The sequence below is a fragment of the Streptomyces sp. CBMA29 genome (genome assembly GCF_014596445.1).
Lineage (GTDB): Bacteria > Actinomycetota > Actinomycetes > Streptomycetales > Streptomycetaceae > Actinacidiphila.
Window position 1 is genome coordinate 1 of sequence record NZ_MECL01000270.1, and the last position, 11101, is coordinate 11101.

Annotated in this window: 11 protein-coding genes, 1 tRNA gene and 1 pseudogene; 5 read left to right on the top strand and 8 right to left on the bottom strand. The window is 70.7% G+C overall.

Annotated features, from left to right (window positions below):
- Nucleotides 1–222 (bottom strand): hypothetical protein (locus BGM09_RS36355; protein WP_223188098.1); only part of this gene is annotated, 222 nt, incomplete at its 3' end.
- 179 nt (nt 223–401) lie between these two features.
- Entirely contained in the window at nt 402–752 is a 351-nt protein-coding gene (locus BGM09_RS36360) for a metallopeptidase family protein (protein WP_188286031.1), read from the bottom strand.
- Between the two features lie 113 nt (nt 753–865).
- Here BGM09_RS36360 and BGM09_RS36365 point away from each other — a divergent pair.
- A tRNA-Glu gene (locus BGM09_RS36365) sits at nt 866–941 on the top strand.
- A 61-nt stretch (nt 942–1002) separates the two neighbouring features.
- Here the strand turns inward: BGM09_RS36365 and BGM09_RS36370 are convergent.
- A complete protein-coding gene (locus BGM09_RS36370; RefSeq protein ID WP_188286032.1) occupies nt 1003–1722 on the bottom strand; it encodes a 5-formyltetrahydrofolate cyclo-ligase in 720 nt (239 codons plus the stop codon).
- A gap of 12 nt (nt 1723–1734) precedes the next feature.
- Nucleotides 1735–2790, bottom strand: coding sequence for a helix-turn-helix transcriptional regulator (locus BGM09_RS36375; protein ID WP_188286033.1), 1056 nt, complete (start codon nt 2788–2790; stop codon nt 1735–1737).
- Between the two features lie 237 nt (nt 2791–3027).
- Here BGM09_RS36375 and BGM09_RS36380 point away from each other — a divergent pair, with 237 nt between their 5' ends.
- The 4 genes and pseudogenes from BGM09_RS36380 to BGM09_RS36390 all read left to right on the top strand — a co-directional run bounded on the left by BGM09_RS36380 (nt 3028) and on the right by BGM09_RS36390 (nt 4790).
- A complete protein-coding gene (locus BGM09_RS36380; protein WP_223188100.1) occupies nt 3028–3339 on the top strand; it encodes a hypothetical protein in 312 nt (103 codons plus the stop codon).
- Nucleotides 3336–3662, top strand: a complete 327-nt coding sequence (locus tag BGM09_RS36385; protein ID WP_188286035.1) for a hypothetical protein — start codon at nt 3336–3338, stop codon at nt 3660–3662. Before BGM09_RS36380 ends, BGM09_RS36385 begins: the two co-directional genes overlap by 4 nt.
- Nucleotides 3659–4048, top strand: a pseudogene (locus tag BGM09_RS39295) (ATP-binding protein); the annotation flags it as partial. The gene BGM09_RS36385 and the pseudogene BGM09_RS39295, both read left to right, overlap by 4 nt.
- 325 nt (nt 4049–4373) lie before the next feature.
- Entirely contained in the window at nt 4374–4790 is a 417-nt protein-coding gene (locus BGM09_RS36390; RefSeq protein ID WP_317453031.1) for an NUDIX hydrolase, read from the top strand.
- Between the two features lie 51 nt (nt 4791–4841).
- Here BGM09_RS36390 and BGM09_RS36395 read toward each other — a convergent pair whose 3' ends face one another.
- The 4 genes from BGM09_RS36395 to BGM09_RS36410 form a co-directional block, all read right to left on the bottom strand.
- A complete protein-coding gene (locus BGM09_RS36395) occupies nt 4842–6134 on the bottom strand; it encodes a TRAP transporter large permease subunit (protein WP_188286037.1) in 1293 nt (430 codons plus the stop codon).
- A gap of 4 nt (nt 6135–6138) precedes the next feature.
- A complete protein-coding gene (locus BGM09_RS36400) occupies nt 6139–6822 on the bottom strand; it encodes a hypothetical protein (protein ID WP_223188101.1) in 684 nt (227 codons plus the stop codon).
- Complete coding sequence (locus BGM09_RS36405) at nt 6819–8984, bottom strand: hydantoinase/oxoprolinase family protein (protein ID WP_188286038.1); 2166 nt, start codon at nt 8982–8984, stop codon at nt 6819–6821. The genes BGM09_RS36400 and BGM09_RS36405 overlap by 4 nt, the downstream gene beginning before the upstream one ends.
- A gap of 164 nt (nt 8985–9148) precedes the next feature.
- Nucleotides 9149–10759 (bottom strand): FAD-dependent oxidoreductase, encoded by a 1611-nt coding sequence (locus BGM09_RS36410; protein ID WP_188286039.1) that lies wholly within the window; start codon nt 10757–10759, stop codon nt 9149–9151.
- Between the last annotated feature and the right edge of the window lie 342 nt (nt 10760–11101).

The following is an 11101-nucleotide window of genomic DNA, read 5'->3' on the forward strand; positions in this document are numbered from 1 at the left end:
GTCGCCCGCGCCCCGCGGGACCCGCGAACCGTCCGCGACGGTCCCCGCGCTCACGCCGGGCGCGTGCTTCGGCGCCTTGGGGTCGGACTCGCTCCCCGCGCTCACGCACGCCGCGACCCCGGCGGCCACCAGCGTGACGAGGACGGCGGACCGCAGCCCCGTACGGACGGCGCGGGCCCGGTCGCGGCGGGGGTCGCGGGGGCGGTCTGGGGCAGGGAGCACGTGTACGCACCTCGGGCTCGGTACAGGCGGACGCGTACGTTCGTACGGTCGTCGTACCGCCGCACGTCCGTACGCACCGGTCGGCGGTCGGATCGCCGTGTCCAACGCCGCGCCTCCCGCCAGGACACGCCCCGCGTCCGTGGCGTCACCCCTGCGTCACCCCTGGCGTGACCCCCGCGTCACCCGTACCCCAGGGCGTGCAGCCGCTCGTCGTCGATGCCGAAGTGGTGGGCGATCTCGTGCACGACGGTCACCTCCGTCTCGGCGACGACCTCCTCACGCGTGGCGCACATCCGCAGCGTCGGGCCCCGGTAGACGGTGATCCGGTCCGGCAGCACCCCGGCGTACCACTCGCCGCGCTCGGTCAGCGGCGTCCCCTCGTACAGCCCGAGCAGCTCGGGCTCCCCCGGCGCGGGCTCGTCCTCCACGAAGACCGCCACGTTGTCCATCAGCCGGGTCAGCTCGCCGGGAATCCGGTCGAGCGCCTCCCCGACCAGCTCTTCGAACTCCTCACGCGTCATCTCCAGCACGCTGCCCATTGTCCGCCACCCCGCCGCGAAAAGCGTTTTGGCGAACCCCCGGCCCATCCCATATGCTGCACCCGTCCCCGACGTGCGCCTCGGCGCCCACGGTCGGCCATCCAGCCCTCATCGTCTAGTGGCCCAGGACGCCGCCCTTTCAAGGCGGTAGCACGGGTTCGAATCCCGTTGGGGGCACCACAGATCTTTCCCATGGCGTCAGCCATGCCGGAGAGCTGTCGTATAAGCGCTGTCGGCGCTCCTACACCGCCCGCCGCCGCGCTGACAACACCGGGATAGCGGCGATCTTCTCAGCGGTCAGGTCGTTCCAGACAAGGCCGTCCGGACGGCGTCGGTTGGTGCACGGGATCACCTCGTCGGGCGTCACGATGTAGTCCACGCTGAAGTCATGCTCCGTCTCGGGGATGTTGTCGTCTACTACTTGGAGCCCGTGAACGGGAGCGACGATCACCGTCTCGGCAGTCACGAGGCCCGCCTCGATCAAGAGCGCGACCTCAAGGTCCGAGTACCCCGCGCCCTTGCCGATGCGAGCACCCGACCTGTTCACGGCGACGCTGCCGCACACCACCACGTCGACAGGACGCATGGCATCTACGCCGACGCGCCGAGCGACCTGCGCCGCACCCCTCTTCTCGGCAGCTTCCTCAATGGACACGGTCAGCGTCTTGGGGTCAAGCTCGTAGAACGGCTCCAAGCTCGCCATCCTCGGCACCGCCATGTAGAGGAGCTTGCCGTCGTTGAGGGCGCGAACGCGTACGGGGAGTTGCGCCCAGTCGGGGTTGGCCTTGACCGTCTTCGCCCGCTGCCACACGTCCAGTTCGGCCAGCCGTTGCGCTGTTCCCTCATTGCCGTAGAAGCCGGGGATCTTGCCGTACGAGTCGTCCGGAGCGCCGCCGCCTTCTATGAGGCGGCGCCATACACGGTCGCGGACAGCCTGCTTGGCCTGATCGATGTCGTTCACGTGCCACCCGTTCTAGATCGCCGCCATCAGGGCGAGCAGCCGATCGTTGATGTCCTGCGCCCACGGCTCGTTCCGCTTCCCCTGACGGAGCAGAGCGAGCGTCAGGTTGCCGAGCGCGATGGCCTGACTCTTCTTCTTGGATGCCAGCGCACGGGTGGTCATGCGGAGGATCGGCTCGGCTCGCTCGGGGATATCAAGAAACAGGTAGCACGACCCGGCCAGCCGGTTGTACTCGTTGACCGTGTAGTACGGCGCGGCCACGTCATCCGTGCTCACGCGGTCGAACTGAGTCTCGGCCTTCCTGAGCGCGTCTTCGCACTCCTTGACCGCGCCGGTCATGGCGTGCCCCTCGGCGACGTGGAGGAGAGAGAGACCAGTCAGTGACGGGCTGGTGCGCTTCGCCATCTCGGCCGCCCGCTGGGCGAGCATGACGCCACGGCCGGGGTTCTTCTCGCCGTAGAGCGCCACGAAGCTCATGCGCAGTGTGGCGTACGACGCCGTCGATGGGTCACGTGCGTGGTGAGCAGCACCGACCGCTTCATCGAAGTACGTCAGCGGCGCATAGTGATCGCGTCTTTGGCTGACGTCCCAGACCAACTGCCCCATGAGCGTTGCCGAGTCGGCCTCAACCTCGTAGAGCGCACGGCGGACGCGCGGATTGCCGGCGTTCTCGCGGAGGAACTTCACCTGGCCGTGGACGTGTCCGGCCGGTCCGAGCAAGCCAGTGGACGATGCTTGGTCGTAGGACTCGTCGAGCCGCCGCAGCCGCTCGTGCAAGTAAGCCACAACCACCAAGTCCGCGGAGCCTGGATTCTCCAACGCGTAGTTCACGCGTTCGCTTGGCTGTGCCTGAATGACCGTCACATCGTCCAGGGCGGTCTGGAGTTCGTCACCGCTGATTCCCAGGACGCGGGCAATTTTCGGCCGTAACCATGCCTGCGGTTCTGTCTCGGCGCTTTCCCAACGGCCAACGGTAGACCGCTCGACGCCGAGCTGTTCGGCCAGCCCCTCTTGGGTAAATCCTGCCGCCTTGCGACGTTGGGCAAGCCGTATGCGCTTGCTGGGCATCGCCCATCCCCTCCATGCAGAAACCAGGGCCAAATTCAGCCTAGTGGCCGAGGGGGCATTCACGCAGGCCCGCCGCCCAACTGCCTCATGGATGCGGCATCCGTGCGGCACTCCCGCTGTGGGTTCTCGCAACTCAGTGGGATTACCTGCTGGGCAGGTCGGCCTACGCCCTGAGCCGCGAACACTCGTCGTTGGCCGACCTCCACGAGCCCCTTGGAGGAACGGATGCGACCTGGAATGTACGGCTACATGAGGCTCGCCGCCAATGGTGGAGTCGGTGATGAAGGCGAAACCATCAGGCAGGAGTTGATGACACACGCTGAACGAGAGGGATTCACGCTGGAGCAGATGTTCGTTGAACAAGTGCCGACCTATGAACCGGCGTTCGACTGTCTGGCTGCCGCGCTTCGAGGAGGTCGCGTACGTGACGTGATCGTGCCGTCCCTCTGGCACTTCGCGCGGCTGCCTGGTTTGCAAAGGGCCATGCGCGACCACATCGAACGCGAGATCGGCGCCCGGATCTGGATCGTTCAGGGGGTGCGGCCGTGAGCGACATGAAGCACCCCGTTTACGGCTACATGCTTGCTCACGACGGCCGGACGGAACGAGACATCGTGAAGGACGAACTTCTGCTGTTCCACTGGGCACAGGAGGAGGGTTACTTCTTGGCGGTCATCTACCAAGAGGTTGACGAAGGCAGCATCGCCGTACTCACTGAACTGGTCGAGGAGTTGAAGCGCACCGGTGACCGGCTCGTGGTCGTGCCGTCCGTCGAGCACTTCGGCACCAGCCCCCTCCTCCAAGAGCACCTGTGGGCGTACGTCATGTACACCGCCAACGTGGAGGTACGCGAGGCGGTGAACCGGCGATGACCACGCCACCGAAGCCGAGAGAGTTGCACGTCACCAGTATCCGTCTGGAGGCGGTGTTCGCGTCGGTCGGTCTGTCGCGGGAGTTCGTCCGGAAGACGCTGGGTGACTGGCAGGTCCCGGACCAGATCGACATCGCCGAACTGGTGGTCTCGGAGCTGGCCACCAACGCGATCAAGAGCACCGGTGCCACGGACGCGGCACCGAAGCGGGCGTACATCGGGGTACAACTCCGGGCCGTGGATGCCAAGCTGTACGTCGAGGTGTGGGACGGGGGCGGCGGGTCACCCGGCATCCCGGAGCAGACCCTCGATACCGAAGGCGGCCGGGGGCTCTTCCTCGTCGAGTCGCTGAGCACGCGGTGGGGCACCTACCGTCCCACGATCGGCGGCAAGATCGTCTGGTCCGAGCTGACGCTCGCGGAGCCGGTGAATCCGCCACTCCTGCTTGAAGACCTGCCGCTGCGTGCCCCTGCTACCCATGGCCGCGTGGCCGGCTCCAGATGGGAGCTGGCGGACATCGCGCTCATGCAGCGTGCCTGGGATGGTTTCGACCATCTGCCGAGCGACTACCGGTCGGCGCACCAGCGGAACACGCCCACGTCGCGCTCCTCTCCCGTGGCAGAGACATTCAGGCCCGCGAAAGCGCCATCACCCGCTTCATCCCCGCCGAGGCGATCTTCCCGCCGGTCACCGCGGCTCTGGAGGACCAGTCGTGGCCGACCAACCGACCGGCGACCGTCCGGGCATCTCCGCCGCGATCATCGTCCACGAGGGACGGGTGCTGATGGTCAGACGGCGCGTCTCCGAGGGCAAGCTCTCCTGGCAGTTCCCCGCGGGCGAGATCGAGCCCGGCGAGTCCCCCCAGGCGGCGGCGGTCCGCGAGACGCGGGAGGAGACCGGCCTGGACGTCGCCGCCGTCCGCCTGCTCGGGGAGCGCGTCCACCCCCAGACGCGGCGGCTCATGTCGTACACCGCCTGCCAAGTCGTCGGCGGATCGCCCTACGTCGCGGACACCGACGAACTCTCCGAACTTGCCTGGTGCGCCCACGCCGAGCTTCCCGCGTACGTCCCCTACGGCCTCTACGCGCCGGTGCGGGAGTACCTGGACGCAGCCCTGGAAGGTGACTGACGGCCCCGGCCCCAGCCCCAGCGCCTGCGCGCCGGACCCGGGGCCGGAGGGTCAGAGGTACTGCGCGGCCGTGACGCAGAAGCCGCCGAGTGCGACGCACCAGACGTACGGCAGCGTGCGGACCATCACCGTCTGCGGTGTGACGCCCGCGTACTGAGCGGCCCAGACCGTCTGCGTACTGGTCGGGTCGGCGACGCCGAAGACCTGGTTGTACGAGGTGGTCAGGCCGAGGACGGCGATCGCCGGGTACACGCCCGCGGCGATCAGGACCCCGGCGATGCCCGCGCCGAGACCGAACACGTTCAGCGGCCCGCGGTAGAGGCACAGCGGCACGAGCACGGTGAAGACCAGGACGAACAGCACGGCGTTCTGCGGGCTGACGGCCTTCACGAGCGGTTCGAGCGCGTCGACCGCGCCGGGCAGTTTCACCGCCGCCAGCAGGATGCCGATGGAGATGAAGAGCGTGATCGGCGGTGCCGCGACCTCGAATCCGGCGTAGAGCGTACGCAGCAGCCGCTTGTTCATCTCGCGCGGCCGGGTGGTGGTGACCAGGGCGTAGAGCACGCCCGCCAGCAGCGACGGGATGATCGCGATGTCGAAGCCGAGCGCGAGGACCAGCGGCACGGCGGGGGTGAACAGCGCGTACCAGGGCGCGTCGCCGAGCTGCTTGCGGCGCGAGCCGGGGTTCGGCTTGGGCCGCTCGGCCACCGACTTGAGGGACCAGGAGTGCTCGACGCCCTTGCGGCGGTTCTCGATCAGGACGAAGAGGACCGCGGCGACCAGCGCGAACGGGAACAGCTTGATCATGAAGCCGCGCACGGTGTGCACGGGCAGTTCGAGCGCCGTGGAGAAGAACTGCCAGACGGGCAGTTCGAACGGCATGCCGGCGGCGATGCCCATCAGGATCGTGCCCGCGGCGGTGGCCTTGGGGATGCCGACGGCGATCATCGCGGGGATGCCGATGATGCCCGCGAGCATCGCGGCGGGCGCCGAGCCGGTGACCGTGCCGACCAGCGTGGAGACGGCCAGCACGCCGAGCGCGACCACCACGGGCCGGTCGCCGCCGAATTCGACGATCTTGCGGACGAGGGTGCCCGCGATGCCGGTCTCGTCCAGCAGTTTGCCAAGCCACGACCCGAGCAGGATCGCGATCATGGTGGCGGCCAGCGCCGGGGCGCCCTCCTGGAGCACCGTGTCCAGCACGCTGTTCTTGCCGGTCAGCGGCGCCCCGGAGACCAGGGCGATGGCGACGGCCAGCAGGATGAGCGCGAAGGCCGTGGGGAGCTTGCGGGTGAGCATCGCGGCGACACCCGCCGCCATGATCAGCAGAATGACGACACCCATGGCGTCACTTCTCTCTTCCGTGCGGGGTACGTCTCCGCGGTGAACGTGGTTGCGGGGTGGCCGGCTTCGGCGTCCGGGCTGGCGAGGGCCGTGCGGGCGGTGGGGTCAACGACTCGGCGAGCGCCGCCGTCAGCAGCAGCGGGCTGCGGCCGAGACCGCAGACCGTACGGGCGTACGCGTGCGCCGCGATCTCGTCGGCGCCGGCGACGTGTCCGTACCAGCGGCGGCTGCCGAGCCGCAGCACGACATGGCCGAGCGCGCGCCTCAACTCGGCCTTGGCCGGGCCGTGGTGGAGCCGCGCGTGCGCGGCCTCGTGGGCGACGGCAGCGGCGCGGACGGAACCGGCCGGGTACCAGTCGCGCCAGCCGAGCCGCTCCGCGAGGCCGTCGGCCGCCGCGATCGTGTCGGTGAACAGCTCGATGGCGTCGGGCCGCGAGGTGTAGCGCGCCAACAGGCCCATCTCCAGGCCGCCGTCGCTCTCCACGACGTCCGCCGCGCAGGCGACGGGTTCGAGCGCGGCACCGAACTCGGCCGCCGCGCGGGCCCATTGACGCAGCAGCGCGGGGTCGCGGCCCTCGTGGGTCGGGGTGCCCGCGAGCAGCCGCACGCCGAATTCGACGTCGTCCAGGCCGGCCAGGCGGCGCAGCGCGGCCGGGTCGGGCGTACGGGTCAGGACGGATGCCGTCATGTGCGTGCCTCCACAACGGCCACCACCGGCTCGTCGGCGGCGCGGCTGCTCAGTTCGCTGCGCGCCAGCGCGAGCAGCGACTGCGGTTCCACCACGCCCGACAGGTCGGAGATCCGGGAGCCGATGAGCAGCCGCAGCGCGGGCGCGCGGACCCCGCCGTCGCCGTACGAGGTGACCTCGTCCACGAGCGTGGCGAGCACCTGGGGCGCGGCGCCCGCCGTGGTGGTCTCGACGCGGGCGTCGGGCGAGTGCAGCCGGACGACTCCGTCGGCGTCCACGACCCGTACGGGGTGGCGGGTGGCGCGGTACCGGCGGCGCAGCTCCGTGCCGTACACGGTGTGCGAGGGCGTGCCCGCGAGCACCCGCACCTCGGCCGGGTCGGCCTTGAGGCTGGCGGCGGCGGCGCGCAGCCGTTCCCCGTCGTCGGCGCGGTGGGCCCGGTCCTGGGTCCGCAGTTCGGTCGCGCCAGTGGCGACGGCGCGTACGGTGCTGGTCTGCGGGTCGACGGTGACCTCGACCTCGACGCCGTCGGCCGCCGCGCCCTGGGCGACGACCGCGCGTTCGGCCTCGGCCCGTACGGCCAGGATCTGTTCCTGTCCCGCGCCCGGGATGATCCGCTCGATCTGCTCGCGGACCAGCGCGAGGGCGACCCCGATGGGGCTGATGACCTCGCTGTGGGCGGCGATCCTGCCCTCGCGTTCGCAGACCACGGCGAGGTGCGGTGTCACGGACGCGGCGCCGCCGCCCCCGCCGACCAGTACGGCGTTGTCCTTGTCGAGGCGGTACTCGGCGATCAGCGTGTCGACCACGGCCTTCACCCGGGCCGTACCGGCGTCGAGCACCTGGGTCGCCGCGGTGGCGACGTCCACGCCGAGCGCGGCGGCCAGCGGTGCCAGCGCGGCCTTGGCCGTCTCCTGGTCCGAGCGGGCGAAGTCGCCCTCGGGGACCCGGCCGAGCGCGTTGGCCGCGCAGGTCATGGTGATCGCGAACCGGCCGCCCGCGGCGTCGAGGACCGCGTAGTCGGCGGGGTCGTCGGCGAGCGGGCTGACGGTGGCGAGCGTGGCGTCGCGCAGGTCGTCGGGGTCGGCAAAGCAGGCGTAGGGCAGGCCCGCGATGTGGGCGCTGCGCGGTCCGACCGCGGTGACCTTCCGGCCGGTCCCGGCGGTCCCGCCGGAGCCGCCCGTCCCCTCACCGACCCTGACCATGGACCCGCCGCCGACGCCGACCGTACGGACGTCGAGCGCGGACAGATACGAGGTCTTGCCGAGGATCGTGGCGTGCCGGACGGCGACCTTGCCGCGCCGTACGACGCTGATGTCGGTCGAGGTGCCGCCGGTCTCCAGGAACAGGCCCTCGCTGATCCGCTCCTGCATCAGGGCGCCCGCGACACCGGCCGCGGGTCCCGACAGGACGGTCAGCAGCGGCCTGCGCCGCATCTCGTCCAGCGACATCACGCCGCCGTCGCAGCGCATCACCATGAGCGGGGACGTGACGCCCGCCTTGGTGATGGCGGCGTCGACCAGGTCGGCGGTGGCGAGCATGCGGGGCAGGATCGCGGCGTTGACCACGGCGGTACGGGTCCGCTTCTGGAGCCCGTACAGCGAGGTGATCCGGTGGGCCGCCGTCATCGGCAGGCCCTTGCCGCGGGCCGCTTCGAGTACGGCCTCCTCGCCTTCGGGGCGGTCGACGCTGAACGGCTGGCTGGCGACGAGGACTTGGGCGCCCTCCCGGATGACCTCGTCGACGGCCGCGCGCACGGCGGCGGTGTCGTCGGGGTCGGCGACGTGGGCGTAGTGCAGCGGGAGCCGCTTGCCGGGGGTGAGTTCGAGGTTGCGGAAGGACGCGAGCCGACGGGTGAGCGCGGCTCCCGGGCCCGTACCGATGCCGATCAGGCCGACGGTGGCGACGTCACCCTCCAGGAGGGCGTTGGTAGCCTGGGTCGTACCGTGGGCCAGGAAGGCGACGTCCTCAGGGGCGTTCCCGGTCTGCTCCAGCAGGCGGTCGAGTGCTTCGACGATGCCGTGGGCTACGCCGTCCTCGTGGTGGTGGCTGGTGGGCACTTTCACCTGCCCCCGGAGTTCGAGGGTCGCGGCGTCTACGGCCACGGCGTCGGTGAAGGTTCCGCCCACGTCGATGCCGACGCGAATGCGGTGGGTGGTCATGGTCTGGGCACCTCCTTGTGCAGTGTTGGCGGTTACGCGGGCGGTGGGCCGGGCGGGGCAGGTGGAGCTGCTTCCGTCCGGCCGTTCTCCCTTGGGGCAGAGGGTCCTGCTCAGTAGCCAGGTCCTGCTCAGTAGCCAGGTCCTGGTCGGTAGCCAGGTCCGGGTCAGTAGCCGCGTACGTCGGGCCAGTGGCGCTGGACGCCGGCGCGGTCGAGCACGGCGGCGAAGGCGTCGAAACGCTTGTCCTCGGCCTGGACCCGGTGCGGTTCCACTCCTTCGGCCAGGCAGTGGGCGGCGAGGGCACCGGCGACCTCGCCGATGTTCCACTCCACGGGGTGCAGCCGGTAGCAGCCGTTGGTGATGTGGGTGGTGCCGATGTTCTTGCCCGCGGGCAGCAGATTGCGGACCCTGCGCGGGATGAGCGCGCCGAGCGGGATCTCGAACGGCACGGAGCCGATGTCGATGTAGTTGTCACCTCCGGTGGACGGGTGCAGGTCGATGCGGTAGCCGCCGATGCCGACCGAGTCGCGGTATGTGGTGCCGCCGTGCGGGCCGACCAGGTCGATCGCGAGGTCCTGCTCGGTGATGGTGGTGACGGCCTTGATCCGGCGGGACTCGCGGACGTACGGCGCCTTGGCCAGGCCGTCCGCGGTGCCGGTGACGTCGGGGCGGAGCCTGAGGCCGGGGAAGCCCTTGCCGCCGTCGGCGCGCGGCGCCTCGGTCTGGAGCCAGTACAGGACGGACAGCGACAGCTGCCGCGCCTCGGCCACGGCCTGGGCGGAGGTCTCGGGGCCCGCGCCGATCAGCGGCTTGAGCCAGTAGTCGTTGAGCGGCCAGTTGACGAGCGTGATGTCGGAGTCGAAGGCGCCGGGCCGGTGCAACCGGCGGGCCAGGATGCGGCGGAAGCCCCACAGCTCCTTGTCGCCCGCGTCCTCCGACTGGTCGGCGTTGACGTCGAGCGGGTCGAGGCCGGGGTTGGGGACGAAGGTGCGCGGCACCGCTTCGAGCGTGCGCGGGTCGGGGGCGAGGAAGCCGAGCAGCGGGCCCGGCCAGAAGTCGGGGCGGTAGTCGCGCCAGAACTCGTAGTCGGCGGGCTTGTCGATGGTGTGGTCCTCGCCCTCGTGGTGCGAGAGCGCGAAGCACACCGTGATGCCCTGCTGGTTGAGCGGGTCGGCGGTCTCCGGGGCGTGCGGCTCGCCGAATTCGTCCCGCGACTCGGCGCCGACGGCGTGTTCGACACCGGCCAGTTCCAGCAGTTCGCCGGTCTCGGTCGCGTCGATGACGTACCGCGCCGCGATGGTGCGGCGGCTGCCGTCGCGCAGGCTCTCCACCGTGACGGACCGTACGGTGTCGTCCTCGGCCGCCGCCGCGACCGGGCGGTGCTCGGTCAGCAGCGTGAGGCGGCCGGACGCGAGGTGCGGCGCGAGCATCGACTCCAGGACGGCGAGGCCGACGCGCGGCTCGTGGCAGAGCTTGCTGACCCGCCCGGCGCCGGGGTTCAGCTCGGTGAGGGCCAGTGCCTCCGAGCGCATCGGGTACCACTGGCGGTAGTACGACCTGATGGATTCCCGCAGGTGGCGGTACGAGGCGGTGGTGCCGAACTGTTCCACCCACGGGTGCTCGTCCGGCGGGACGGCCTGCGAGGTGAGCTGGCCGCCGATCCAGTCGGTCTCCTCGGTCAGTACGACGCCGCGCCCGGCGCGGCACGCGGCGAGTGCCGCCGCCACGCCGCCGAGGCCGCCGCCGACGATGAGAATGTCCGGTCCGGGTTTCACGAGTCTCCTTGAGGTGGTGCGTACCGCCTGCGGCGGTGCTGTCGAAAGATTGCGCGGTGCGTCGGATGACGGCTCTGCCCGGTGGCCCGGACCCTCCGACGTCCGGTTCGCCGAGGACGACCTACGGCCACGTGACCTGACGCCGACCGGCCGCGGGCCGCGAGCGACGGGCACTGGCCGCCTGGGTCCCACGACCGCCGGGCCCCGGTCGCCAGACCGATGGCCGCCAGGCAACTGGCCACGAGACGCGCGGTCGCCGGCCGCGAGCAACAGCCGCCGGGCCACGGGCCGATGGCGGCCCAACCGCCCAGCCGCCCAGCCGCCCAGCCGCCCAGCCAAGGG

What these genes read in the sequence shown, in the direction of transcription:
- BGM09_RS36375 (WP_188286033.1), bottom strand. Translation starts at nt 2,790, where the DNA reads ATGCCCAGCAAGCGCATACGGCTTGCCCAACGTCGCAAGGCGGCAGGA.
- BGM09_RS36380 (WP_223188100.1), top strand. Translation starts at nt 3,028, where the DNA reads ATGTACGGCTACATGAGGCTCGCCGCCAATGGTGGAGTCGGTGATGAA.
- BGM09_RS36395 (WP_188286037.1), bottom strand. Translation starts at nt 6,134, where the DNA reads ATGGGTGTCGTCATTCTGCTGATCATGGCGGCGGGTGTCGCCGCGATG.
- BGM09_RS36400 (WP_223188101.1), bottom strand. Translation starts at nt 6,822, where the DNA reads ATGACGGCATCCGTCCTGACCCGTACGCCCGACCCGGCCGCGCTGCGC.
- BGM09_RS36405 (WP_188286038.1), bottom strand. Translation starts at nt 8,984, where the DNA reads ATGACCACCCACCGCATTCGCGTCGGCATCGACGTGGGCGGAACCTTC.